Consider the following 25259-nt stretch of genomic DNA (forward strand, 5'->3'; position numbering starts at 1 on the left):
GTTCTTCCCCGCGGCACGTGCCGCGCACCACGCCACCACCCCAGGAGCAGCAGATGATTGCATCACAGCATCGCAGCCACATCACCACCCATGTACTCGACACCGGGACCGGGAGGCCCGCCTCCGGTGTCAGGGCCACGCTGGAGGCCAAGACGGCCACCGGCTGGCAGGAACTCGGATCAGGCACCACCGACGGCGATGGCCGGATCGGCGGCCTGGGCCCGACACAGGTTGAAACAGGCCAGTATCGGATCACGTTCGATACCGGCGCCTATTTCGGGTCGAAGGGCACGGAAACCTTCTTCCCCGAGGTCGTGCTCGGCTTCACCGTCGCCGACGCCACCGAGCACTACCACGTGCCTCTGCTCATCAGCCCGTTTGCCTATTCCACCTACCGAGGGAGCTAGAACCATGACCGCCACAGCAGCCGATACCGGCACGACATCGAACCGCGGCACCAAGATCGTGCTGGCCAAGAACCAGTACGGCAAGGCCGAGGTCCGCCTGGTGAAGATCACCCGCGACACCGCGCGCCACCAGATCGAGGATCTCAACGTCACCTCACAGCTACATGGTGACTTCGAGTCAGCCCACACCGAGGGCGACAACGGGCATGTGGTGCCCACTGACACCCAGAAGAACACCGTCTATGGTCTGGCCCGCGACGGCGTGGGTTCGCCCGAGGCGTTCCTGGTCCGCCTGGGCGAGCATTTCACCGGCAGCTTTGAGTGGGTGACCGGGGGCCGCTGGGCGGCCGAGCAGTACACCTGGGACCGCATCGAGGACCACGACCACGCCTTCTCGCGGAACATGAGCGAGGTCCGCACCGCGGTGCTGGAGATCGCCGACGGACGCCAGGAGATCCTGGGCGGGCTCAGTGGCCTGACCGTGCTGAAGTCCACCGGCAGCGAATTCCACGGCTACCCCGTTGACCAGTACACGACGCTGAAGGAAACCACCGAGCGGATCCTGGCCACCGACGTCAACGCCCGCTGGCGCTACGACCCCGACGCCGTGGCCGCGGGGGACCTGGACTACAACGCTGTCTACACCTCCGTGCGCACCCAGCTGCTCCGCGGCTTCGCGAACACGCACTCGCTGGCGCTGCAGCAGACCATGTTCGAAATGGGCCGGCTGGTCCTGGAGGCGCACCCGGAAATCGAGGAGATCCGGATGTCGTTGCCGAACAAGCACCACTTCCTGGTTGACCTGGAGCCGTTCGGGCAGGACAACCCCCATGAGGTGTTCTTCGCCGCCGACCGCCCGTACGGGCTGATCGAGGCGACCATCCAGCGCGAAGGCGTGGCAGCGACCCATCCGATCTGGGAAAACGCGGCCGGCTTCTGCTAGGCAGCACCCCGGGCGCCCGCGCGAGAGCGTGGGCGCCCTTCCCTTCCCTGGCGCCCCCTACTCCTGGGCGCCGGTCAGCGCCTCGGAAATGCGCCGGGTGGCCTCGGTCAGTGCGGGGATCGCGCGCTCGGCCAACGAGTCGTCCACGCGGGTGATCGGGCCGGAAATGGAGACCGCCATCGGGGTCGGGGCGCCGGGAACCGCCATGGCGAAGCACCGGACGCCCACTTCCTGTTCCTCTTCGTCCACGGCGAAGCCGACGCTGCGGATCTTCGTGATCTCGTCGTGGAGGGCCGGCAGCGAGGTGATCGCATTCGGGGTCGGTGCCGGCATGCCTGCCTGCCCGACGAGCCGGTCGATGCGTGCATCGTCCATGACCGAGAGGATGGCCTTGCCGGCTCCCGTGTTGTGCAGCCCGGCCCGGCGCCCGACCTCGGTGAACATGCGCATGCTGTGGGGCGAGGGCGCCTGGCTGACATAGGTGATCATGTCGCCGTCGAGCACCGCCAGGTTGGCCGACTCGCCGAGCTGGTGCACCAGTTGGCGCAGCAGTGGGGAAGCCACCGTGCCGAGCTGGCGGTTGGCCACCTCTCCCAAGCGGATCAGGCGCGGCCCGAGGGCATAGCGGCGGTTCGGCAGCTGGCGGACGTAGCCGATGCCCACCAATGTGCGCAGTAACCGGTGGATCGTCGGCAGGGGCAGGGGCGTCTCCTGGGACAACTCGCTCAGGGTGCACTCCCCACCGGCCCGGGCGATGAGCTCGAGCAGCTCGAAGGCGCGCTCGACGGACTGGACACCGTTGGCGGGTTTGGCAGGCATGGACTCTCCTGGGTCTGGACGACGACGGTGATCGTCGCTGGTGGATGAAGCGGGAATTGCTCGCCACACTACCGGAGTCGGGGAACGCTTTTCCGACAGGCGAGAAGGGTAGGCGAAAAATAGTCCGAATTTCTCGCTCAGAGTGGTTGCGTTTCCATTTTTCAGATAATAATGTCCACTATACGGAAACAAGTTTTCGACGACGGTCCGCCGTTCACCGATCAACAGGAGGAATCGCATGGCGAATCCCAGCCCCGGGTATTCACTGACACTTCGCGTCGAGACCCCGGCGACGTACACGGCCACCAGCGAACTCGCCGCTGCAGTCGGCGCGGCCGGTGCGTCCATCACGGCCCTGGATGTCACCGAATCGAACCACCACTTCCTGGTCGTGGACGTCAGCTGCAACACCAGGGACGCGGCCCACGGCGACCAGGTGCGCACCGCACTGGACGCCCTCGAGAACGTCACGGTCCGCCAAGTCAGCGACCGCACCTTCCTGATGCACCTCGGCACCAAGCTCGAGGTCACGCCCAAGGTCCCGCTGCGCAACCGCGACGACCTCTCCCGCGCCTACACCCCGGGTGTAGCCCGCGTCTGCCAGGCGATCGCCGAGAACCCGGCCGATGCCCGCCGCCTGACCATCAAACGCAACACCATCGCCGTCGTCACCGACGGCTCCGCAGTGCTCGGCTTGGGCAACATCGGTCCGGAGGCAGCACTGCCGGTCATGGAGGGCAAGGCGGCCCTGTTCAAGCAGTTCGCCGACGTCGACGCCTGGCCCGTCTGCCTGGCGACCCAGGACACCGATGCGATCGTGGACATCGTCAAGGCGATCGCCCCCGTCTACGGCGGCGTCAACCTCGAGGACATCGCCGCACCGCGCTGCTTCGAAATCGAGGCGCGCTTGCGCGAGGAACTGGACATCCCCGTCTTCCACGACGACCAGCACGGCACCGCGATCGTGACCCTGGCCGCCCTGGAGAACGCGCTGAAGGTCGTGGACAAGACCCTGGGCCGGGTGCGCATCGTGGTCTCCGGCGTCGGGGCTGCCGGCAACGCGATCGTCCAGCTGCTGCTCGCCCGCGGCGCCACCAACATCATCGCCTGCGGCCGCAACGGCGCCATCTCCCGCACCGACGCCCACACCGAGGGCCACCGCGCCTGGCTGGCGGAGAACACCAACCCCGAGGACTTCAGCGGCACCCTGCACGAGGCCCTGGTCGGCAGCGATGTCTTCATTGGGGTCTCCGCCCCGGGAATCCTCACCGGCGAGCAGGTGGCCACCATGGCCGAGGACGCGATCGTCTTCGCCATGGCCAACCCGGACCCCGAGGTCGACCCGGTCGAGGCCGGACGCCACGCCGCAGTCGTCGCCACCGGCCGCAGCGATTTCCCGAACCAGATCAACAACGTCCTGGCCTTCCCCGGGTTCTTCCGCGGCCTGCTCGACGCCGGAGCCGTGGACATCATCCCGGAGATGCTGGTGGCCGCAGCCGAGGCCATCGCCGCCCGCGTCTCCCCGGAAGAACTGAACCCCGGCTACATCATCCCCAGTGTCTTCGACCCGCACGTCGCCGCCGACGTCGCCGAGGCCGTTGCGACCGCCGCCCGTACCAGCACGAAGTAAGGACCAGCCACCATGAGCATCACCCTGACCCACACGCCCGACGTCGCCGGAGCCGAAGGGATCCTCACCGAGGATGCCCTGGCCTTCATCGAGCAACTGCACCAGCGGTTCACGGGGACCCGTGACGCCCTGCTGGCAGCCCGTGCCTCCAGCCGCCGCGCCGCCTCCGCCAGCGGCACCATGGACTTCCTGCCCGAGACCGCCGACGTGCGCTCCGGTGACTGGAAGGTGGCCGAGGCCCCGGAGAAGCTGCGCGACCGCCGCGTGGAGATCACCGGGCCCGCCAGCCCGGCCAAGATGGCCATCAACGCCCTGAACTCCGGGGCCAAGGTCTGGCTGGCCGATCTCGAGGACGCCTCCACCCCCACCTGGCACAACGTGGTCGACGCCCTGGCCAACCTGGGCGCAGCGGCACGGGGAACGCTCTCGTTCCGTTCCCCCGAAGGCAAGGAATACACGCTGCGTCAGGACGCCCCGCTGGCCACGGTCGTCGTGCGCCCCCGCGGCTGGCACCTCCCCGAGGCCAATGTGCTCATCGACGGCAAGCCGGCCATCGGGGCCCTGATGGACTTCGGCCTGCACTTCTTCCACAATGCGGCCCACCTGGCCGCGTCCGGCGACGGGCCCTTCTACTACCTGCCGAAGATGGAATCCCACCTGGAGGCCCGGCTGTGGAACGACGTGTTCACCTTCGCCCAGAACGAAGTGGGCATTCCCCACGGCACGGTCCGCGCAACAGTGCTCATCGAGACCATCCCGGCAGCGTTCGAGATGGACGAGATCCTCTACGAACTGCGTGATCACGCCTCGGGCCTCAACGCCGGCCGCTGGGACTACCTGTTCAGCATGATCAAGTACTTCCGCGAGGCCGGGCCGAAATTCACCATGCCCGACCGTGCCGACGTGTCCATGACCGCCCCCATGATGCGGGCCTACACCGACCTGCTCGTGGTCACCTGCCATAAGCGCGGCGCCTTCGCCATGGGGGGCATGGCGGCGGTCATCCCCAACCGGCGTGAACCAGAAGTCACCGCCGCGGCCTTCGAGAAGGTCCATGCCGACAAGGCCCGCGAAGCCGGCGACGGATTCGACGGCTCCTGGGTCGCCCACCCCGACCTGGTGGAGGTCTGCGAAGAGGAGTTCACCGCGGTGCTGGGGCAGAAGCCCAACCAGCTGGACCGGCAGCGCCCGGACGTCGACGTCACCTCGGAGATGCTGCTGGACGTCGAGTCGGCCCCCGGCGCCGTCACGGAAGCCGGCGTGCACGCCAACCTCTACGTGGCCGTCGCCTACACCGCGGTATGGCTCTCCGGCAACGGCGCGGTGGCCATCCACAACCTGATGGAGGACGCGGCCACCGCTGAGATCTCCCGCTCCCAGGTGTGGCAGCAGATCCGGAACCAGATCGTCGCCGAGGACACCGGCAACACGATCACCGCCGAGCTGGCCGCCTCCATCCTGGCCGAGGAGGTCGAACGCCTGCGGGGCGAGGTCGACAACTCGGTGGCCTTCGCCAACTACTACCAGCCAGCAGCCGAACTCATCGGCCGACTGGTCAGCGGCCGCGAGGAGGACTTCGAGGAGTTCCTCACCCTGCCCGCCTACCGGCTGCTCTCCACCCAACGGGTGGACAAGTGAGCACCGGAACAGTGCTCGACGACGGGGCCCGCTCCGCCGTCGAGGTCCGCTTGGCCGCCACCGATCGGCTGCTCGCCCGCGCCTACCCCGGACCGTCCCCGGCCCGCCAGCCAGTCCACACCGCCTACGTCCCGGCCGACGCGTTCACCGCCGGCCTGGCCGCCGATTGGGGCCGGAAGGCCCTGGAGGCGGCCCAGGCCGCCGGCGGCGTGGCAGCCCTGGCCCGGGAGATCGGCGTGGACGTCTCCGCCGAGCTGGTCGAGGCCAAGCTCGCCGCCGAACCGATCGAGGACCTGCGCCTGGATTTCGAGGACGGCTACGGCAACCGCCCCGACGCGGAAGAAGACGCCGATGCCATCCGCGCCGCCCACGCAGTCAACGAGGCCGTCGCCGCCGGCACCGCGCCGCCCTTCATCGGGATCCGCTTCAAGTGCCTGGAGGCCCCCACCCGGGCCCGCGGGCTGCGCACCCTCGACCTGTTCATCGGCGCCCTGATGGACAGCGGGGGCCTGCCCGACGGGTTGGTGTTGACGCTGCCCAAGGTCAGCACCGTCGCCCAGGTCGAGGCCATGGTCTATGTCTGCGAACGCCTCGAGGCCGCCCACCAGCTGCCTCCGCGGCGGTTGCGCTTCGAGGTGCAGATGGAAACGCCGCAACTGATCCTCGGCGCCGACGGCACCGTGCCGTGTGTCCTGGTCATCCATGCCGGCGCAGGACGCGTGTCCTCCCTGCACTACGGAACCTACGACTACTCGGCCTCCCTGGGGATCGCCGCCGCCTACCAGTCCATGGAGCACCCCGCGGCCGACTATGCCAAGTCGGTCATGCAGGTCGCCGTGGCCGGAACCGGCGTCCACCTCTCCGACGGCTCCACCAACATCCTGCCGGTCGGGGACCCCGAACATGCGCTGGAGGCCTGGAAGCTCCACGCCCGGCTGGTCCGCCGCCATCTGGAACGCGGGATCTACCAGGGCTGGGACCTGCACCCGGCCCAGCTGCCGACCCGCTACCTGGCCACGTATGCCTTCTACCGCGACGGGTTCGCCGCAGCGGCGGCCCGCCTGCGCAACTACGTGCACCGCATCGAATCCTCGATCATGGACGAACCCGCCACCGCGAAGGCGCTGGCCGGCTTCATCCACCGCGGTTTGGCGTGCGGCGCCCTGACGGCGCCGGAGATCGAATCGGCTGTGCACATCGATGTCGAGGCGCTGCGCACCCTGTCCCTTGGCCGCCCCACGCAACCAGCAAAGGAAACCCATGTCTGAGACCAGCGTTGCCGCCAACGCCGCCACGTCGTCGTACTTTGGTGCCCAGGGCGGGCATCCGCCGCAGACCGATCTGCTCACCGACCGGGCCGTCGTCACCGAGGCCTACACGGTCATCCCGCGCGGGGTCCTGCGTGACATCGTGACCTCGGTGCTTCCGGAGTGGGCGGGGACCCGCGCCTGGGTGCTCAACCGCCCGGTCGCCGGCGGTGCCACCACGTTCTCGCAGACCATCATGGAGGTTGCCGCCGGGGGAGGCTCGGAGCGCCCGGAGCCGCAGCCGGAGGTCGAGGGGTTCGTCTTCGTCTTGGGGGGCGAGCTCAAGCTCGTCATCGACGGCGAGCAGCACCTGCTGTCCCCGGGCGGTTTCGCGTTCGTCCCGGCCGGCACCCCCTGGAGCACCCAGAACGACGGCGTCGAGCCGACCCAGTTCCACTGGATCCGCAAGCGCTACCAGCCGCTCGCCGGGCACACTGCCCGCCCGGTGGTCGGCAACGAGCACGACCTCACCCCCGGCGCCATGCCCGGGACCGAGAACAAGTGGCGGACCACCCGCATGCTGGACCCGCAGGACCTGGCGTTCGACATGCACGTGAACATCGTGACGTTCGAACCCGGGGCCTCGATCCCGTTCGCCGAAACCCACGTGATGGAACACGGGCTGTACGTGCTGGAGGGCAAGGCCGTCTACCGCCTCAACGCCGACTGGGTCGAGGTCCAGGCCGGCGACTACATGTCACTGCGCGCCTTCTGCCCGCAGGCCTGCTACGCCGGCGGACCGTCCAACTTCCGCTACCTGCTCTACAAGGACGTCAACCGCCAGGTGGCGCTCTAGGGCGCGCTCCGGCGACACTGCACGACGGCGGAGCCGAAACAGCCGGGCACCTCCCGTGAGAGGGGTGCCCGGCTGCTGTCCGCGATGTGGGTGGGGCTGGTTCAGCTCACCAGGCCGGCAGCTGGGGCAGCTCGCCGTCCGCCTCCACGTGGTCGGACTGGCCGCGGGCCAGCCAGGCCAGCAGGCCCTCGCGGTCCGAATCCACGCGCACCGCACCGTCACCGATGACCCATTCGTCGCCCTCTTCGCTCACCAGGGTCATGCCCGGGGCGTCCTTGGCCCGCAGGGTGCGCACTGCTGCTTCCACGCCGTAGAGCTGGGCGTCCAAGTCGGCCTCCTCCAGGGTCCACGTCGTGTCCAGGTCATGGTGGTGCACGATGACCTCGGAGATGCGCAGCGCCACGATGGAGGTGGCGGGGATCGCCTTGCCGTGCAGGTGCACCTCGTCGACCGCCAGGTCACCGGAGAGCCGCTGGGCCTGCTCGGCGAAGTACGCCGCGGACTCGCGGAAACGCTCGACCAGTTCCGTGCGGGGCAGGGCCGCCAGTTCGGCGATCTCCGCGTCACGTGCCTCCCGGGAGGTGTAGAGCTGCTGCTCCTCGCCGGTGGCTGCCCAGTCGATGAGCTTGACCAGGGCGCGGCCGTTGGAGGCGATATGCGCGATGACGTCGGCCCGGGCCCAGCCCTCGCAGAGCGAGGCGACGGTCAGTTCGTCGTCGGCGAGGGATTCGACGGTGGCCAGCATCATGCCGGTTTCACGGCCGAGGAGTGAGAGGTCCGAGCGGAGGCGGGCTGTGTTGATCATGGGGTCACCCTACCGGGAGGCACCGTGGCCTGCGCCACGTCGGGTGGATCCATATCCAACCGATACCAACCCAGACGCGGCGGGTCCTGGCTCAGTCCACGGTGAACGGCCACCCGGTGACCCGTTTGGGCCGCGGTGGGGCGTAGGTGCGCACCTTGGAGGTCTTCAGGCCCCTCCGCACCAGCGATTCCGCAATGCCCACGGCGGAGCGGACCCCGTCGACGATCGGCACGCCGGTGGCCGTGGCGACGGCCTGGATGACCGCATCGTAGGGCCCCTCATGGCGCTGGACGGCGTCCATCACCCCAGGGCTGCCAGATAGCTCTCGAAATTCCCCTCCCAGCTCTCGGCCCCGAACCGCGGGGTCAGCTCGATGACCACCCCTTGACAGCTGCCCGCGTCACTTCTAATGTTTTCAGTGTGCAGAAGAAAACTTCCATGATTCGGAATCAACTGCTTCGAAAGGACTGTGCGATGTCGTACACCGTGAACTGCTCCATCCTCTTGACCGAGTTGCCGCTGCTCGAGCGCCCCGCGGCGGCCAGGAAGGCTGGCTTCGACAACGTCGAGTTCTGGTGGCCCTTCGCCGAGGCAGTGCCCTCCGACGCCGACGTCCAGGCCTTCACCTCGGCCCTCTCCGACGCCGGTGTCCAGCTCACCGGCCTGAACTTCCTGGCCGGGGACATGCCCGCCGGGGACCGCGGACTGGTCTCCTGGATCGGCCGGGACGCCGAGTTCCGCGACAACATCGACGTCGTCGCCGCCATCGGCGAAGCCACCGGCTGCCGCGGCTTCAACGCCCTCTATGGCAACCGCCAGGACGGGGGCGACGCGACAGCACAGGACGAACTCGCCCTCGAGAACCTGGTCGCCGCGGCCCGCGGTGTCGCACGCATCGGCGGAACCGTCCTGCTCGAGCCGGTCTCCGGAACCCCCACCTACCCGCTGAAGACCGCGGCCGACGCCCTGGCAGTCATCGAGCAGACCACCGCGGCCGGCGTGGACAACGTCAAGCTGCTCGCCGACTTCTACCACCTGGCCGTCAACGGCGACGACGTCGAGGCGGTCATCGAGGCCCACGCCCACGACTTCGGCCACATCCAGATCGCCGACAACCCCGGACGCGGCGCCCCCGGAAGCGGCGACCTGCCGTTGGGCGAATGGATCACCCGCAGCCGCGAACGCGGCTACCACGGCCCCATCGGGCTCGAATACAAGGCGAGCGCCGACACGGCCTTCGACTGGCTCATCCGCCAGCCTGCCTGACCCCCGCGCCGCGCGCACCGCCGTCGTCCCCTTCCAGATTCCCCAGGAGCACCACATGAGCACCACGAACATCGCCTTCATCGGCCTCGGCATCATGGGCCTGCCCATGGCCACGAACCTCGCGGCCGCCGGCTTCCACGTCACCGGGTACAACCGCAGCCCCGACAAGGCTGCCGACCTGGCCGCGAACGGCGGGCACGCAGCGGCCAACATCGCCGAGGCCGTCGCCGACGCCGACGTCATCATCACCATGGTCCCGGACTCGCCCGACGTCGAGGGGGTCGTGACCGGCGAGAACGGCGTCTTCGCCCACGCGAAGGACGGGGCCCTGTGGATCGACAACTCCACGATCCGCCCGGACGTCGCCGTCGCGCTCGCCGACGAGGCCCGCGCCGCAGGCCTGCGCCCGCTGGACGGGCCCGTCTCCGGTGGCGAACAGGGCGCCCTCGACGCCGCCCTCTCGATCATGGTCGGCGGCGACGCTGCCGACTTCGAGGACGCGTCGGCGGTGCTGCAGGCCATCGGCAAGACCATCGTCCATGTCGGCCCGTCCGGCTCCGGGCAGACGGTCAAGGCGGCCAACCAGCTCATCGTCGCCGCCAACATCCAGGCGCTCTCCGAGGCCGTCGTCTTCCTCGAGGCCTACGGAGTCGACACCGCCGCCGCCCTGCAGGTCCTCGGCGGGGGACTGGCCGGCTCCAAGGTGCTGGACCAGAAGGGCCAGAAGATCCTGGACCGCAACTTCGACCCCGGCTTCCGTCTCGCCCTGCACCACAAGGACATGGGCATCGTCACCGCCGCCGCCCGGGAGGCCTCCGTGGTCCTCCCGCTCGGGGCACTCGTCGCCCAGCTGGTCGCTTCCACCGTCGCCATCGGCGACGGGGCGTTGGACCACTCCGGGCTCTTCCGTGGCGTCGAACGCCTCTCCGGCACCACCAGCACGACGCCGGCCGCGGCTCCCGCCGCCAGCTGACCCCACCCGCGGGTCCAGCCCCACCACTTCACACCCTTTTCCAACCCGCCGAGCGGGCCTCCCCCAGGAGAACACCATGACCATCATGCGCACCGTGGACGCCGTCGTCCTGATCCTCGAGAAGGAACGTGCCACCGAGGCCTTCGGGCTGCCCGGTGCGGCCATCAACCCGCTGTATGCGGCGATGAAGGCCCACGGCGGGATCCGCCACACGCTGGCCCGCCACGTCGAGGGGGCCTCCCACATGGCCGACGGGTACTCCCGTGCGGCCGCCGGGAACATCGGCCTCTGCCTGGGCACCTCGGGTCCCGCCGGAACCGACATGATCACCGGGCTCTACGCCGCCTGGGCCGACTCCGTGCCGATCCTGTGCATCACCGGACAGGCCCCGGTGGCGAAACTGCACCAGGAGGACTTCCAGGCTGTGGACATCGAGACGATCGCCCGCCCGCTGACCAAGCTGGCCTCCACCGTGCTGGAACCGGGCCAGGTGCCCGGCACCTTCCAGAAGGCGTTCCAGCTCATGCGCACCGGCCGTCCCGGTCCGGTGCTGATCGACCTGCCGATCGACGTGCAGATGGCCCAGATCGAATTCGACATCGACGCGTACGAGCCGCTTGAGGTCGCCCAGCCGCGGGCCAGCCGGGCCCAGGCGGACAAGATCCTGGACCTGCTCACCGCGTCCGCCCATCCGTTGATCGTCGCCGGTGGCGGCATCATCAACGCCGACGCCTCCGCCGACCTGGTCCGCCTCGCCGAACTGCTCAACGTCCCCGTCGTCCCCACCCTGATGAGCTGGGGTGCCATCCCCGATGACCACCGCCTGATGGCCGGCATGGTCGGGCTGCAGACCCACCACCGCTACGGCAACGCCAACTTCCTGGACTCGGACTTCGTCCTGGGCATCGGCAACCGCTGGGCCAACCGCCACACCGGCGGCCTGGAGACCTACCGGGCGGGCCGCACGTTCGTGCACGTGGACATCGAGCCCACGCAGATCGGCCGCGTCTTCTCCCCTGACCTGGGTGTGGTCTCCGATGCCGGAGCTGCCCTGCAGGTCCTGTTGGAGGTCGCCACCGAACGCCGCGCCGCCGGCACGCTGCCGGACTACACGGTCTGGGCCGAGACGACCACCGCACGGAAGGGCGAGGGCCACCGCAAGACCAACTTCGACAACGTGCCGATCAAGCCGCAGCGCGTCTACCAGGAGATGAACACCGCCTTCGGGCAGGACACCACGTACGTCTCCACGATCGGGCTGAGCCAGATCGCCGGGGCCCAGATGCTGCACGTGTTCGGCCCCCGCCGCTGGATCAACGCCGGCCAGGCAGGGCCGCTGGGCTGGACCGGCCCCGCCGCCCTGGGGGTGGTGCGCGGCAAGCCCGGCCAGCGGGTCGTCGCCCTCTCCGGGGACTACGACTTCCAGTTCATGATCGAGGAGCTCGCCGTCGGAGCCCAGTTCAAGCTGCCGTACATCCACGTCGTGGTGAACAACTCCTATCTGGGACTGATCCGCCAATCCCAGCGGGGCTTCGAGATGGATTACCAGGTCTCCCTGGCCTTCGACAACGTGAATTCCCCCGAGACCCAGGGGTATGGTGTGGACCACGTCAAGGTGGCCGAGGGGTTGGGCTGCAAGGCGGTCCGCGTCACGGATCCGGAGCAGCTGGCCGCCGGTTTTGCCGAGGCGGGCCGGCTGGCCGGGGAATTCTCCGTGCCGGTCGTCGTCGAGGTCATCCTGGAGCGCATCACGAACATCTCGATGGGCACCGAACTGGACAACGTCAACGAGTTCGAGGACCTGGCGGTGGACGCCGCTGACGCACCCACATCCCTGGTCCCGCTGGCAGCGGCACCGGCGCAGGTACCCGTCGGCGCCACCGCCTAGCACCGGCACCACGGCACCGTCAGCAGAGCACACGAAGGAGTGGAAGCCATGGCAGGCACCCCCAGCAACACGAGCACCGCCGGCACCGCGCCGGCATCGGGCACCAGCGGAACCCATGACGTGGTGGTGCGCGGCGAACGCGTCGCACTACCGGAGGGCATCGGCCCGGCGGAGGTGGGCATCAGCGGCGGGAAGATCACCGCCGTCGTGCCCCTCGGAGAGCAGCTGGCCGGGGGAGAGGTCATCGACCTGGCCGACGGGCAGGTGCTGATCCCCGGGCTGGTGGACACGCATGTGCACGTCAACGAGCCCGGGCGCACCGAGTGGGAGGGGTTCGACTCGGCCACCCGGGCCGCTGCCGCCGGCGGGGTGACCACGCTGATCGACATGCCGCTGAACTCGATCCCGCCCACGGTGGACGTCGAGGCGCTCGAGGCCAAGCGGGCGGTCGCCGTGGGCCAGGCCCACATCGACGTCGGCTTCTGGGGTGGTGCCATTCCGGGAAACCGCGAACAGCTGCGCCAGCTCCACGACGAGGGCGTCTACGGGTTCAAGTGCTTCCTGCTGCACTCCGGGGTGGATGAATTCCCGGCGCTGGAGCCCGACGAGATGGAAGCGGACATGGCCGAGCTGGCCGGATTCGACGCTCTGATGATCGTCCACGCCGAGGACGCCCACACCATCGACACCGCCCCGCAGAAAGGTGGCCGCGTCTATTCCGACTTCCTGGCTTCCCGCCCGCGCGGTGCCGAGAACCTGGCGATCCAGCGGGTCATCGACGCCGCCCGCCGCACCGGGGCCCGCGCCCACATCCTGCACCTGTCCTCCTCCGACGCGCTGCCGGTGATCGCCGCCGCCAAGGCCGAGGGCATCCGCCTGACGGTGGAGACCTGCCCGCACTACCTCACGCTGCTCTCCGAGGAGATCGAGGACGGGGCCACGGCGTTCAAATGCTGCCCGCCGATCCGCGAGGACGCCAACCGGGAGCTGCTCTGGCAGGGGCTCATCGACGGGACCATCGACTTCATCGTCTCGGACCACTCGCCCTCGACCGTTGACCTCAAGGAGGTCGCATCCGGTGACTTCGGCACCGCCTGGGGCGGGGTGGCGTCGCTGCAGCTGGGGCTGTCGCTGATCTGGACCGAGGCACGACGCCGGGGCGTCACCCTGGAGACGGTGCTGTCCTGGATGTCACGCAGGCCCGCCGATTTGGCCGGTCTGGACGCCAAGGGCCGGATCGAGGTCGGCGCCGACGCTGACTTCGCCATCTTCGCCCCGGAGGAGAACTACACGGTCGAGGTCGGATCGCTGCATCACCGCAATCCCATCTCGCCCTACCAGGGCAAGGAGCTCACCGGCCGGGTGTCAGGGACGTATGTGCGCGGGACGAAGGTCGACTTCACCACCCCACGCGGGCAGCTGTTGCGCCGCGGGGAGCGGTAGCGGCCGTCTAGAGGGCCTGCCCGACCAGGAGGAACACCACGGCGAGCAGGGGGATGAGCCCCTGCTTCACGGCGGCAGAACGCTTGTCGGGGGATGAGAGGAACAGCACCGCGGCGGCCGCCGCCATGGAACCGGCGCCCGCGTAGACCAGGGCCAGCCCGGCGCCGTCGTGCCCGGAGGCCGTCAGGACGATGCCGATCCCGGCCACCACACCCAGGAACAGGTTGTAGAAGCCCTGGTTGAACGCCATCTCCCGGGTGGCAGTGGCCTCCTCGGCCGTGGTGCCGAACACCGCGCGGGCCTTCGGTGTGGTCCAGGCGATGGACTCCATGTAGAAGATGTAGACGTGCACGAGCGCGGCGATGGCCGCGAGCACCAATCCGGTGATGAGCATACGGGGATCCTTCGCGCCGAGGGTGGGGCTTCAAACAGTACCCGCACGGGGCCCGGCCAGCAGCCGAAGAGTTCGAGCAGACCCCCCGGAGACCGCACCTGCCCTGGCCGACGGTGGCCGTGCCGTGGCCGGTTAGACCCCGAGCTCGTCCCGCAGGCGGGCGACGTGACCCTGGGCATCGACGTTGTACTCCGCCGACTTCACCGTGCCATCCGGGTTCACCACGATCGTCGAGCGCAGCGTGCCGGTGTGGACCTTCCCGCCGAACTCCTTGTCACCGTAGGCGCCGTAGGCCTTGGCGGTGTCGTGGCCCGGGTCGGACAGCAGCGGGAATGTCAGGGCTTCGTCGGCCGCGAAGGCCTGCAGGTCCTCCAGCGGGTCGGAGGAGACGCCGACGACGTCGTAGCCGGCCGCTGCCAGCGAGGAGAGGTTGTCGCGGAAGTCGCAGGCCTCGGTGGTGCAGCCCGGGGTGGCGGCCTTCGGGTAGAAGTACACGACGACCGAGCGGCCGACGAAATCAGCAAGGCTGACGGTGGTGCCCTCGGCATCGGAGAGGCTGAATGCCGGTGCCTGCTCGCCCGGCTGGAGGTGGGTGCTGTTGTCGGCCATGTCGACTCCTTGAAATTGTCGTACTGCGGTATCTGAATTCCATTATACGAACAGAGGGGAGGTTCGGTAGGGGTTCACCCAAAATCATCCCGATGACGGATTGAATTGTCCGAATCGCGGAGTAGGGTTTTCAGTGCCCCGGATGGCTGCAGCCGTTCGGGCCGTACCCCGCCGACGCGATCCAGCCCCCGGTGGGGCCTGCTCCGAAGGACCGTCCTGCATGCTGCTGCGCCTCATCCTCAAATTCTCGAAACCCTACGTCCCGTGGATCATCGCGGTGCTGGTCTTCCAGCTTGCCACGACGATGGCCACTTTGTTCCTCCCCAGCCTCAATGCCCGCATCATCGACGAGGGGGTGACCAAGGGGGACACCAACTTCATCTGGCACACCGGCGGCATCATGCTTGCCGTCGCGTTCATCCAGGTGCTCACGGCGGTGGCAGCCGTCTACTTCGGAGCCAAGACGTCCATGGCCGTGGGACGCGACATCCGCCGCGGTGTCTTCCACTCCGTCGCCGGGTTCTCCGCCCGTGAAGTCAACCAGTTCGGCGCCCCGACGCTGATCACCCGCGGAACCAACGACGTCCAGCAAGTGCAGATGCTCGTGCTGATGGGCCTGAACTTCATGGTCTCGGCCCCCATCATGTGCGTGGGCGGCATCATCATGGCCCTGCGCGAAGATGCCGGGCTCTCCTGGCTCGTCTGGGTCTCGGTCCCGTTCCTGGTCATCATCGTCGGCATCCTCATCCGCTTCCTCATGCCGCTGTTCCGCCTCATGCAGACCAGGATCGACAAGATCAACGGAGTCCTGCGCGAGCAGATCATCGGCATCCGCGTGGTGCGCGCCTTCGTCCGCGAACCGTACGAGACCGATCGTTTCCACACCGCCAACGAACGCCTGACCGAGGTCGGCGTGAAGGTCGGGCAGCTCTTCGTGCTCATGTTCCCGCTCATTGGCATGATCCTGCACCTGGCCACCGCCGCAGTGCTGTGGTTCGGCGGACACCGCGTCGCCGACGGGAACATGGAGGTCGGCTCGCTGACGGCCTTCCTGCAGTACCTGCTGCAGATCCTCATGGCAGTCATGATGGGCACCTTCATGGCCATGATGATTCCGCGCGCCGCGGTCTGCGCCGAGCGCATCGACGAGGTCCTGAACGTGGAGCCCTCGTTGCGTGACCCCGAGACACCGGTGGTCGACGCCCCGCTGCGTGGCGTCGTGGAATTCCGCGGCGTCTCCTTCGGGTACCCCGGAGCCGAGGAACCGGTCCTGAAGAACCTGGACTTCACCGCCGAGCCGGGCCAGATGACCGCGATCATCGGTTCCACCGGCGCCGGGAAGACCACCTTGCTGAACCTCGTCCCGCGCTTGTACGACGCCGATGCCGGCCAGGTGCTGATCGACGGCATCCCCGTCTCCAGCCTGACCCGTGACCAGCTCTCCGAGCGGATCGCCGCAGTCCCGCAGCGGCCGTACCTGTTCTCGGGAACGGTTGGCTCGAACCTGCGCTTCGGTGCCGAGGAGGCGACCGATGACCAGCTGTGGGAGGCCCTGCGGGTTGCCCAGGCCGAGGACTTCGTCCGGGCCAAGGAGGGGGCGCTGGACGCCACGATCGCCCAGGGTGGCACCAACGTCTCCGGCGGCCAGCGCCAACGCCTGTGCATCGCCCGCGCCCTGGCCGCGCAGCCCAAGGTCTACCTCTTCGACGACTCGTTCTCGGCACTGGACGTCTCCACCGACGCCCGTCTGCGGGCGGCATTGAAGGGGACCACGCGGGATGCAACGGTCATCGTCGTGGCCCAGCGCGTGTCCACCATCATCGACGCCGACCAGATCCTGGTGCTCGACGACGGCGAGATCGTCGATCGCGGTACCCACGAGCAGCTGCTGGCCTCCTCGGAGACCTACCAGGAAATCGTCGAATCCCAGATCAGCGCGGAGGAGGTGGCCTAGATGGCAGACAAGAACCCGGCATCAGGGGTCGAACAGACCGAGGACTTCGCTGACATGTCGATGGACGACGGTTTCGGCGGACAGCAATCAGTACGCAAGGCCCAGCACTTCTGGCCCTCGGCCAAGCGCCTCGTGGGGCTCCTGGCCCCGCAGAAGGCGGGCATCGCCGTCGTCCTGCTCTTCGTGGCGGCCGGCGTGGTGCTCAACGTCATCGCCCCGAAGATCCTCGGCCGGGCCATGGACGTCATCTTCTCCGGCGTCATCGGCGCCCAGATGCCGGCCGGTGCCTCCAAGGAGCAGGTCGTCCAGGGGCTGCAGGCCCAGGGCAAGACCGATCTGGCCGAGATGCTGGGCCGGATGGATCTGGTCCCCGGCGTCGGCATCGACTTCCACGAACTCGGCATCATCATCTCGATCGTGCTGGCCATGTACTTCGTGTCCAACGTGTTCATGTGGGCGCAGGGCTACCTGCTGAACAAGCTGGTCATGCGGGTGGTCTACCAGCTGCGCAAGGACGTCGAGGACAAGCTCAACCGCCTGCCGCTGAATTACTTCGACACCCGCCAGCGTGGCGATCTGCTCTCCCGGGTGACCAACGACGTCGACAACATCCAGACCGCGCTGCAGCAGGCGTTCTCGCAGCTCATCCAGTCGCTGCTGACGGTCATCGGCATCGTCATCATGATGTTCATCGTGTCGTGGCAGCTGGCCCTGATCGCCTTGGTGGCGTTGCCGCTCTCCGCCGTTGCCGCTGCGGTGATCGGCGGCAAGGCCCAGGGGCTGTTCGCCGCCCAGTGGAAGTCCACCGGGTCGCTGAATGGGCAGATCGAGGAGTCCTTCTCCGGCCACGACCTGATGAAGGTCTTCGGCCGCGAGGACGACTCGGTGGCCCGTTTCGACGAGCGCAACGAGGAGCTCTACAAGGCCTCCTTCGGCGCCCAGTTCGTCTCCGGCACCATCTTCCCGGTGATGCAGTTCATCTCCTACCTGGCCTATGTGGGGATTGCGGTCGTCGGCGGACTCCGCGTGGCGGCTGGCCAGATGAGCCTGGGCGACGCGACGGCGTTCATCCAGTATTCGCGCGAGTTCACCCAGCCGTTGGGCCAGATCGCCGGCATGGCGAACCAGGTCCAGTCCGGCGTGGCCTCGGCGGAGCGCACCTTCGAACTGCTGGACGCCGACGAACAGGATCCCGAGACCGCGACGTCGCACCTGGCCGCCCGGACCGAGGGGCACGTCGAGTTCAATGGAGTCACGTTCTCCTACGATCCGGCCAAGCCACTGATCGAGGACCTCTCCTTCGAGGCCCATCCGGGACACACCGTCGCCATTGTCGGTCCCACCGGGGCGGGCAAGACGACGCTGGTGAACCTGGTGATGCGCTTCTACGAGCTCGACGGCGGAACCATCACCCTCGACGGGGTGGACATCACCGCACTCTCACGTGCTGAGCTGCGTTCGAAGGTCGGGATGGTCCTGCAGGATGCGTGGCTGTTCAACGGCTCCATCATGGACAACATCCGCTACGGGCGGCTCGACGCCACCGACGAAGAGGTCTACGAGGCGGCCCGCGCCACGTATGTGGACCGCTTCGTGAAGGCGCTGCCGGACGGCTACGACTCGGTCATCGACGACGAGGGAACCAACGTCTCGGCCGGCGAGAAGCAGCTGATCACCATTGCCCGGGCGTTCCTGGCCAACCCCTCGCTGCTCATCCTCGACGAGGCCACCTCCTCGGTGGATACGCGCACCGAGGTGTTGGTGCAGCACGCCATGGCGGCGTTGCGTACCGACCGGACGAGTTTCGTGATTGCCCACCGGCTCTCCACCATCCGCGACGCCGACACCATCCTGGTGATGGAGGCCGGGCGGATCGTGGAACAGGGCAACCACGGGGTGCTGCTCCGGGCGCGCGGGGCCTACTACCGCCTCTACATGTCCCAGTTCGCCGGTCCCGCCGAGGACCCGGACGCGGAGTCCGATGCGGATGCCGCGGCGTCTGCGCCGGCGGGAGTGGCTGCGGGAACCAGCCCGGACGGTGAAGCGGCCGCGGGTGAGGGCAGCGGGCGAACGCCGGAACCCGGAACGGCCACCTGAGGCGCTACCCCGAACGCCCCCGACACGCACATGGGAATATGTCGCTGACTGCATATCCCGTGTCGTGGCGGGGGTGTTCCGTCGCCGAGGCCGGTGGCCGGTAGCATCGGCGGATGACCCAGAGCCTGTCGCCCCGTCCTCCCCGCCTGCCCACCTTTAGCGCCCCGGAGGGCCGTCCCTCCGGCGACTTGACGGCGCTGGACCTGGATGGACGCAGCGATGGCCTGCTCTTTGATTCCGACGACGCAGACGGCCAGGATCTGGAGGACACCGTCTTCACGGACTGCACGTTGCGGCGGGTCTCCTTCCAAGGGGCCGCGTTGAACCGCGCCACGTTCGGCACCTGCGAGATCACCGACCTCTCGGCGGCATCCCTGCGCGCTCCGGATAGCGGCTGGTGGAACACCAGACTCCAGCGGACCCGCATCGGATCGGCCGAACTGCACGGGGCCAACGTCCGGGCTGTCCTGTTCGAGGGTGGAAAACTGGACCTGGTCAACCTGCGCGGGGCCAAGTTGCGTGATGTCGTCTTCCGGTCGCTGATCATCGACGAGCTTGACCTCGGTGACGTCCAGGCCGAGCGCATCGCCTTCGAGGACTGCCGCATCGGCATGCTGGTCCTCCATGGCGCCCGGCTCAAGGACGTGGACCTGCGGGGAGCCGCCATCGCCGGTCTGTCGGGAGTGGCTGGATTGCGTGGGGCAACTGTCAGCGAACTCCAACTGCAGGACCTGGCGCCCCTCCTGGCGACTGAATCCGGCCTGCGGGTGCTCTGAGCCAAGGCAGTGCGTGGAGGGGCAGACGTGCGCTGCGCTCCAACTCCGTGGAGGATTCCGCCTCGATCGGCGTGAAGTCCTTCGCCGCGGTGTCCGGGGAGGAGTTCAATCACGTCATCACGGACCCCGGGATCACTGCCGAGCAACGCCGTGGGCTCGAGGATGCCGGCTACAGCATCTTGGTTGCCCCCGAAACCTGAGTTGGCCGAGGCGATGGACCGGCCCAGGAGTCGCTAGGCTGGAACGATGCAATCCACCCAGCATCCGGCCGCGCCGGGTCCTTCCTCCCGCGCGCCGCGTCCGCGGCGTCAGGGACGGTTCGCGCCGGACCGCTTCCGCGTTGGCGACGCCGTCATGGTGTTGGCCTACGTGGTGCTCTTCGTTGCCGGGGCCGCTGCCCTGTTGACGCTCATTCCCGGGTTCAAGCAGACGTTCAATACTGAGGAAACCGCGGCTGCCGCGGTGAACTTCATCGTCTACGCCGTCTTGTTCACCGGCGCCATGATCATGGCCTTCCCCACGCTGGTGCGCTCCTTCCGCACCTTTGCCTACCACCCGTGGGCGAAGGCCTTCATGGTGCCCGGCGCCTGGGTGGCGAACCTGATCGTCACCACCATTGTCATCGTCTCCCTCGGGGGCGCGGTCAAGAGCGAAAACCAACTGGCCATCGAGGGCATGACCACCTCGGTGCCGTTCTCCACCATGCTGGTCATGGCCGTGGTCATGGGCCCGTTCGTGGAGGAGTACGTCTTCCGCCACCTGCTGATCGGCAAACTCAGCCGCAAGATCAACGTGTGGGTGTGCGTGGTGATCTCGATCGTCCTGTTCGCGGGGATGCACTTCCTGGGCAGCGGATCCTTCGACCCGATGGCGGCGATCCCGTATGTGAGCCTGGGGGCGGTCATCAGCGTCGCCTACGTGCTGACAGGCCGGTCACTGGCGTATTCGTACCTCATCCACCTGCTGAACAACCTCATCGCGCTCTCTGCGGCCTACTTCCTGCTGCCCCTGGTCTCCGGCGCATGAGTGGTGCCGCACCGTTCGCCGGGCACGCCCGCGGGTCGGCCGGATACCGGCGCATGATCCTCGCACTGTTCGCCGCCGGTGTCGCCACCTTCTCGCAGCTGTATTCGGTGCAGGGGGTGCTCCCGGCGCTGGCCCGCTCGGAGGGTGTTTCCGAGGCCCGCGCGGCACTCGCCGTCTCCGCAGCGACGCTGGGTCTGGCCGTGTCCGTGATCGGATGGTCCGCGGTGGCCGACCGGGTGGGCAGACTGCGGGCCATGCAGACGGCGGTGGTTGCCGCCGTCGTGCTGGGTATGCTCGTACCTGCCTCGCCCGGATTCGAGGCCCTGCTGGGCCTGCGCTTCCTGGAGGGCATCGCCCTCGGCGGGATCCCCGCCGTCGCCTTGGCGTACCTGAGCGAGGAGATCCACGCCATGCATTCGGCGATCGCTGCCGGAACCTACATCTCCGGCACGACGCTGGGGGGACTGGCCGGGCGGTTGATCGCCGGGCCCCTGTCCGAGCTGGTCAATTGGCGGGTCGGGACGCTGGCCGTCTCGCTGCTGGCCGCAGTGGCGGCAGCGGCATTCATCGCCTTGGCCCCGAAGCCGCTCGGCTTCACCCCCGTCCCGCGGCGCACCCCCGGCGAACCGGGGCTGGCCCGCAAGCTGTGGACGAACCTAGCGAACGTCCGGCTGCTCTCCCTGTACGCGCAGGGCCTGCTGCTGATGGGCGGATTCGTCGCCGTCTACAACTTCCTGGGTTTCCGGCTCGAAGCCCCGCCCTTCCTCGTTCCCGCCTCGCTGACCTCGTTGGTCTTCATCGCCTACCTTTCCGGCACGTGGTCCTCCCGGCAGGCGGGGAAGCTGGTCAACCGGTTCGGCCGGCTACCGGGCCTGCTCGGCTCGATCGCCGTGATGGCCGTCGGGATCTGCGTGACCCTGGTCCCGAACATCGTCGTCGTCCTGGTCGGGTTGGTGCTCTTCACCGCCGGCTTCTTCTCCGCCCACGCCATCGCCAGCGGCTGGGTCCCCCTGATCGGGAGGACCGGCCGGGCCCAGTCGGCGAGCTTGTACAACCTGGCCTATTACACCGGGTCCAGCCTGTTCGGCTGGGCGGTCGGCCTGGCCTTCGCCCCCTACGGGTGGGGCGGCGCGGTGCTGTTCGTGCTCCTGTTGCAGGCCGTGGCTGCCGGAATCGCCGCGCTCTTCCTGCGCGCCTCCGGTGCCCGCCCGGCGGGAATGGTGGCAGCCCATGGCAGCTGACCACGGCACGCAACCGGCCCATGTGCCGCCGGGGCTCGGCCGGACGATCCTGGTGCTCGCCGTCCCTGCGTTGGGGGCGCTCATTGCCGAGCCGCTGTTCCTCATGGCCGACACGGCGATCGTCGGCCACCTGGGACTCAATGAGCTCGCCGGGGCCGGACTGGGCACCACGGTGCTGCAGACCGCCGTCGGGCTCATGGTCTTCCTCGCGTATTCCACCACACCCGCAGTCGCCCGGTGGCTGGGAGCCAAGCGCCTGGACCTGGCGCTGGCCGCCGGCCGCGACGGGCTGTGGCTCGCGCTCGGCCTGGGCGTGGTCCTGGCCACGGCCGGCTGGATCGCCGGGCCGGCCCTGTTGTCCGCCATGGGGGCCCGGGGGCCGGTGTTCGGCTTTGCGCTGGATTACCTGCGCTGGTCCATGCCCGGGCTGCCGGCCATGCTGCTGGTCCTGGCCGCCACCGGCGTGCTGCGTGGGCTGCAGGACACCAAGACCCCGCTGCTGGTCGCCGGGGCCGGATTCGGCGTCAACATCGTGCTGAACTTCACCCTGGTCTACGGGGCTGGCCTGTCCGTCGCGGGCTCGGCCATCGGCACCTCGATCGCCCAGTGGGCCATGGCCGCGGTCTACCTGGTGTTGCTGGTGCCGCGGTTGCGCGCTGCCGGCGTTCCCCTGCGCCCGCATGCGGCGGGGGTGATCGGCACCGGAAAGGTCGGCAGCTGGCTGATGCTGCGGACGCTGAGCCTGCGGGTGGGGATCCTGGCCACCGTCTTCGTCGCCACCTCCGACGGCGCCCTGACACTGGCCGCTCACCAGCTCGTGTTCACCATCTTCACGTTCATGGCCTTCGCCTTGGACGCGCTGGCCATTGCCGCCCAGGCCCTGATCGGCAAGGAACTCGGAGCCGGCGAGAAGGCCACTGCCAGCGCCCTGACCCGGGTGATGATCCGATGGGGCCTGCTCTTCGGCGTGGGCACCGGCGTCGTGCTGGCGCTCGTGGCCCCCGTCCTGGGGGCGCTGTTCACCTCCGACACCGAGGTCCAGCGTGCTGCGGCGATCGGCCTGTGGGTGTTGGCCGCCTCCCAACCGCTGGCCGGACTGGTGTTCGTCCTCGACGGGGTCCTCATCGGCGCCGGCGATGCCCGGTACCTGGCCGTCGCCGGGGTCATCGCCCTGGTGCTCTACGCGCCGCTGCTGGCCGGTGCGGCCTGGCTGCCGCTGGTTCCTGATCTGCCGATCCTCTGGCTGTGGTGCGCCTTCGGCGTCGGGTACATGGCGCTGCGTGCGCTGACCCTGCTGTGGCGGATCCGCAACGACCGCTGGATGACCGTCGGCGCCCCGGCCTGAAACCCAGCCCGGCAGATTCCCATTAGGATCGAAGGGTGCCTGCCGTAACCGCCTCCCCCGAAGTAGCCTCCTCCGTCTGGAAACCGCTGATGTTCCGCGCCATCGTGGCCGTGGCATTCGGTGCCGTGTCGGTGTTCTGGCAGCATCCCAGCGAAGCCGTGGTCGCCTACTCGTTCGCCGCCTATCTGGTCCTGACGTCGAAGTCAGCGTGGGATTTCGCCGTGGCGCCGGTGGTTCCCTCGCCGATCCGCGGCCTGCTGGGCGGGGCGGCCATCGCCTGGTCCTTCTGCGCGATCTTCATGCTCATCTTCGCCAGCACGACGGCGATGACCCTGGCCGGGGGCCTCGGGCTCGCCATCGCCGGGGTGCTTGAACTCGTGGTCTACTTCCGCCATCGCCGCGATCTGGTGCCCGCCCGGGAGTTCCTCATCACCGGCGCCGTTTCCACCGTGTCCGGCCTCCTCTTGTTGGCATGGCCGGGGCTGGATCAGCACGGAGTCTTCGGTGTGGCCGGGGGCGGGGCGATCATCATCGCCGTGTTCCTGTTGATCGCCGCCTTCGGCTATCGGCACGATGCAAGCGAGCAGGCCACCGGGCGGTAGACTGGAGCCGTCCCAAATTCTTCCAGGAGGCAACCCCGTGGGTTCCAACCCGTCCCAGCAGAAGCGCTCATGGCAGCAGAACATCAAGGCGCCGTTGATCTTCTCCCTGGTCGCGGGCATCATTGCCGGCGTCGTCGCCTCCATTGCTGCCACCGGCGGTGGGGACAACCCGCTGCGCGTCGATATTGGCCTCATTGCCTTCGGCGTGGCCTTCATCGCCAGCCTCCTGGTGATCTCCGTGCTCACCATGGCCGGCAAGGAAAACCCCGAAGAACTCAGCAAGGGCTCCGGCGTGAACCTCTCCTCGGACCAGCCGACGAAGAAGCCCGGCCAGAAGTAGCGGACCCGGGGGCCGGTTAGCCGACGGTCTCGACGCCGTCCTTGCCGTTCCATTCCTCCAGGAACTGCTCGCGGGTCATCTCCGCCAGGTCTCGGCGGATCAAGGCCACCAGGCCCTCCGCCTCATCGATGTTGTTGCCCGTGATGCGCAGGATCTCCGCGTCGTTGTCGAGGCGACGAACGACTGCCGTCGCGCCCATGGCATCGGTTCCGTCTCCACCGAGGACCGCATCAGCCAGCCCGACGAACCAGCGGCCCGCAGCCTTGAGCGTCCCGTCGGAAGCGTGCTCCAGGTCCACGTCATAGTTCTCGGAGGCGTGGTGGTCCTGCGGTTGTTCAGAGCTGTTCACGGTCTCTTCCTTCCTGGCCGGTGCATGCTGTCGTACTGCATGGAGACAGTCTAGGACCGGTTGGCCGCTTGGCGCTGGCGGTAGGCCCTCACATGTTCACGGTTGGCACAGTTCCCCGTCTCGCAGTAGAGCTTCGAACGGTTGCGCGAGAGGTCCAGCACCGCCGCATCGCAGTCGCGGGCCGCGCAGATCCGCAGTCGTTCCAGTTCCCCGGAGCGCAGCACGTCCACGATGGCCATGGCCGCCTCGACGGCCATGCGCTCGGCCAGGGGAGCCGCCGGGCTGGTGGCATGCAAGTGGTAGTCCCAACTGTCGTGCTTGACCAACTGGGGCAGGGCGCGGGCGTTGCGCAGGATGTTGTTGACCATGGCCACCGCCTCGTCCTCATCGGCCAGCCACAGGGTGCGCAACGTTTCGCGCACGTGCCGGACGCTGCGTAGTTCGGGGGCATCGTGGGCCCGTGACCCGGTGAACCCCTCAGCCTCGACGAAGACATCCAGGTCCTTGCCCGTCAGCAGCTCATCGGCGTCGGGGCGCAGCGTGTTGACCAGGTGCACGACGGTTTGCAGGGACTGCTCCGTGTCAGGGGCAAACATAAGTATGACTCCTTC

Annotated in this window: 25 protein-coding genes and 1 pseudogene; 19 read left to right on the plus strand and 7 right to left on the minus strand. The window is 68.4% G+C overall.

The annotated features are described in order from the left end of the window. Nucleotides 1–53: 53 nt before the first annotated feature. Entirely contained in the window at nucleotides 54–407 is a 354-nt protein-coding gene (gene uraH / locus ABD088_RS16375; RefSeq protein ID WP_343903034.1) for a hydroxyisourate hydrolase, read from the plus strand. A 4-nt stretch (nucleotides 408–411) separates the two neighbouring features. Beyond that, on the plus strand, nucleotides 412–1350 hold the full coding sequence (pucL, locus tag ABD088_RS16380; protein WP_343903035.1) for a factor-independent urate hydroxylase: 939 nt from the start codon (nucleotides 412–414) through the stop codon (nucleotides 1348–1350). Nucleotides 1351–1407: 57 nt separating this feature from the next. Here the strand turns inward: pucL and ABD088_RS16385 are convergent, their stop codons facing one another. Continuing rightward, on the minus strand, nucleotides 1408–2169 hold the full coding sequence (locus tag ABD088_RS16385) for an IclR family transcriptional regulator (protein WP_343903036.1): 762 nt from the start codon (nucleotides 2167–2169) through the stop codon (nucleotides 1408–1410). Nucleotides 2170–2407: 238 nt separating this feature from the next. Between ABD088_RS16385 and ABD088_RS16390 the strand changes: the two genes are divergently transcribed. Genes ABD088_RS16390 through ABD088_RS16405 form a run of 4 tightly spaced genes read left to right on the plus strand, consistent with a single transcriptional unit; the run spans nucleotide 2408 to nucleotide 7540 of the window. Next, nucleotides 2408–3799: an NAD-dependent malic enzyme gene (locus ABD088_RS16390; protein WP_343903037.1), complete on the plus strand. Its 1392-nt coding sequence runs from the start codon at nucleotides 2408–2410 to the stop codon at nucleotides 3797–3799. A gap of 12 nt (nucleotides 3800–3811) precedes the next feature. Then, nucleotides 3812–5437, plus strand: a complete 1626-nt coding sequence (aceB, locus tag ABD088_RS16395) for a malate synthase A (protein ID WP_343903038.1) — start codon at nucleotides 3812–3814, stop codon at nucleotides 5435–5437. Continuing rightward, nucleotides 5434–6705 carry a DUF6986 family protein gene (locus ABD088_RS16400; RefSeq protein ID WP_343903039.1) on the plus strand — a complete coding sequence of 424 codons (1272 nt, stop codon included), beginning with the start codon at nucleotides 5434–5436 and terminating at the stop codon, nucleotides 6703–6705. The genes aceB and ABD088_RS16400 overlap by 4 nt, the downstream gene beginning before the upstream one ends. After that, nucleotides 6698–7540, plus strand: a complete 843-nt coding sequence (locus tag ABD088_RS16405; protein WP_343903040.1) for a bifunctional allantoicase/(S)-ureidoglycine aminohydrolase — start codon at nucleotides 6698–6700, stop codon at nucleotides 7538–7540. The genes ABD088_RS16400 and ABD088_RS16405 overlap by 8 nt, the downstream gene beginning before the upstream one ends. Nucleotides 7541–7646: 106 nt before the next feature. Here ABD088_RS16405 and ABD088_RS16410 read toward each other — a convergent pair whose 3' ends face one another. Beyond that, nucleotides 7647–8345 (minus strand): maleylpyruvate isomerase family mycothiol-dependent enzyme, encoded by a 699-nt coding sequence (locus ABD088_RS16410; RefSeq protein WP_343903041.1) that lies wholly within the window; start codon nucleotides 8343–8345, stop codon nucleotides 7647–7649. A gap of 91 nt (nucleotides 8346–8436) precedes the next feature. Further along, nucleotides 8437–8771, minus strand: a pseudogene (locus ABD088_RS16415) (hypothetical protein). A gap of 48 nt (nucleotides 8772–8819) precedes the next feature. On the opposite strand from ABD088_RS16415, the gene ABD088_RS16420 reads away from it, so the two are divergent. The 4 genes from ABD088_RS16420 to allB all read left to right on the plus strand — a co-directional run bounded on the left by ABD088_RS16420 (nucleotide 8820) and on the right by allB (nucleotide 13915). Continuing rightward, complete coding sequence (locus ABD088_RS16420) at nucleotides 8820–9611, plus strand: hydroxypyruvate isomerase family protein (RefSeq protein ID WP_343903042.1); 792 nt, start codon at nucleotides 8820–8822, stop codon at nucleotides 9609–9611. A 55-nt stretch (nucleotides 9612–9666) separates the two neighbouring features. Beyond that, the gene (locus ABD088_RS16425) at nucleotides 9667–10584 is read left to right on the plus strand and encodes a 2-hydroxy-3-oxopropionate reductase (protein WP_343903043.1); all 918 of its coding nucleotides are present in this window, start codon (nucleotides 9667–9669) and stop codon (nucleotides 10582–10584) included. A gap of 76 nt (nucleotides 10585–10660) precedes the next feature. Continuing rightward, nucleotides 10661–12472 carry a glyoxylate carboligase gene (gene gcl, locus ABD088_RS16430; protein WP_343903044.1) on the plus strand — a complete coding sequence of 604 codons (1812 nt, stop codon included), beginning with the start codon at nucleotides 10661–10663 and terminating at the stop codon, nucleotides 12470–12472. Nucleotides 12473–12520: 48 nt separating this feature from the next. Continuing rightward, nucleotides 12521–13915 (plus strand): allantoinase AllB, encoded by a 1395-nt coding sequence (allB, locus tag ABD088_RS16435; protein WP_343903045.1) that lies wholly within the window; start codon nucleotides 12521–12523, stop codon nucleotides 13913–13915. 7 nt (nucleotides 13916–13922) lie between these two features. Here the strand turns inward: allB and ABD088_RS16440 are convergent, their stop codons facing one another. Both ABD088_RS16440 and bcp read right to left on the minus strand, forming a co-directional pair. Beyond that, entirely contained in the window at nucleotides 13923–14309 is a 387-nt protein-coding gene (locus ABD088_RS16440; RefSeq protein WP_343903046.1) for a DUF1304 domain-containing protein, read from the minus strand. Between the two features lie 132 nt (nucleotides 14310–14441). After that, entirely contained in the window at nucleotides 14442–14918 is a 477-nt protein-coding gene (gene bcp, locus ABD088_RS16445; protein WP_343903047.1) for a thioredoxin-dependent thiol peroxidase, read from the minus strand. 220 nt (nucleotides 14919–15138) lie between these two features. Here bcp and ABD088_RS16450 point away from each other — a divergent pair, with 220 nt between their 5' ends. The 9 genes from ABD088_RS16450 to ABD088_RS16490 all read left to right on the plus strand — a co-directional run bounded on the left by ABD088_RS16450 (nucleotide 15139) and on the right by ABD088_RS16490 (nucleotide 24299). Beyond that, nucleotides 15139–16872: an ABC transporter ATP-binding protein gene (locus tag ABD088_RS16450; RefSeq protein WP_343903048.1), complete on the plus strand. Its 1734-nt coding sequence runs from the start codon at nucleotides 15139–15141 to the stop codon at nucleotides 16870–16872. Nucleotides 16873–16926: 54 nt separating this feature from the next. After that, entirely contained in the window at nucleotides 16927–18969 is a 2043-nt protein-coding gene (locus ABD088_RS16455; RefSeq protein WP_343903195.1) for an ABC transporter ATP-binding protein, read from the plus strand. 113 nt (nucleotides 18970–19082) lie between these two features. Continuing rightward, nucleotides 19083–19745, plus strand: coding sequence for a pentapeptide repeat-containing protein (locus ABD088_RS16460; protein ID WP_343903049.1), 663 nt, complete (start codon nucleotides 19083–19085; stop codon nucleotides 19743–19745). 47 nt (nucleotides 19746–19792) lie between these two features. After that, complete coding sequence (locus ABD088_RS16465) at nucleotides 19793–19945, plus strand: hypothetical protein (protein WP_343903050.1); 153 nt, start codon at nucleotides 19793–19795, stop codon at nucleotides 19943–19945. 46 nt (nucleotides 19946–19991) lie between these two features. Beyond that, the gene (locus tag ABD088_RS16470) at nucleotides 19992–20771 is read left to right on the plus strand and encodes a CPBP family intramembrane glutamic endopeptidase (protein ID WP_343903051.1); all 780 of its coding nucleotides are present in this window, start codon (nucleotides 19992–19994) and stop codon (nucleotides 20769–20771) included. Continuing rightward, nucleotides 20768–22012, plus strand: coding sequence for an MFS transporter (locus ABD088_RS16475; RefSeq protein WP_343903052.1), 1245 nt, complete (start codon nucleotides 20768–20770; stop codon nucleotides 22010–22012). The genes ABD088_RS16470 and ABD088_RS16475 overlap by 4 nt, the downstream gene beginning before the upstream one ends. Beyond that, complete coding sequence (locus ABD088_RS16480; RefSeq protein WP_343903053.1) at nucleotides 22002–23357, plus strand: MATE family efflux transporter; 1356 nt, start codon at nucleotides 22002–22004, stop codon at nucleotides 23355–23357. The genes ABD088_RS16475 and ABD088_RS16480 overlap by 11 nt, the downstream gene beginning before the upstream one ends. Before the next feature lie 35 nt (nucleotides 23358–23392). Beyond that, entirely contained in the window at nucleotides 23393–23959 is a 567-nt protein-coding gene (locus ABD088_RS16485) for a DUF308 domain-containing protein (RefSeq protein ID WP_343903054.1), read from the plus strand. A gap of 37 nt (nucleotides 23960–23996) precedes the next feature. After that, the gene (locus tag ABD088_RS16490) at nucleotides 23997–24299 is read left to right on the plus strand and encodes a hypothetical protein (protein WP_343903055.1); all 303 of its coding nucleotides are present in this window, start codon (nucleotides 23997–23999) and stop codon (nucleotides 24297–24299) included. A 16-nt stretch (nucleotides 24300–24315) separates the two neighbouring features. Here the strand turns inward: ABD088_RS16490 and ABD088_RS16495 are convergent, their stop codons facing one another. Beyond that, nucleotides 24316–24648 (minus strand): hypothetical protein, encoded by a 333-nt coding sequence (locus ABD088_RS16495; RefSeq protein ID WP_343903056.1) that lies wholly within the window; start codon nucleotides 24646–24648, stop codon nucleotides 24316–24318. Between the two features lie 50 nt (nucleotides 24649–24698). Beyond that, nucleotides 24699–25244, minus strand: a complete 546-nt coding sequence (locus ABD088_RS16500) for a CGNR zinc finger domain-containing protein (protein ID WP_343903057.1) — start codon at nucleotides 25242–25244, stop codon at nucleotides 24699–24701. Nucleotides 25245–25259: the final 15 nt, after the last annotated feature.

This window comes from Arthrobacter rhombi, assembly GCF_039526245.1.
Lineage (GTDB): Bacteria > Actinomycetota > Actinomycetes > Actinomycetales > Micrococcaceae > Arthrobacter_H > Arthrobacter_H rhombi.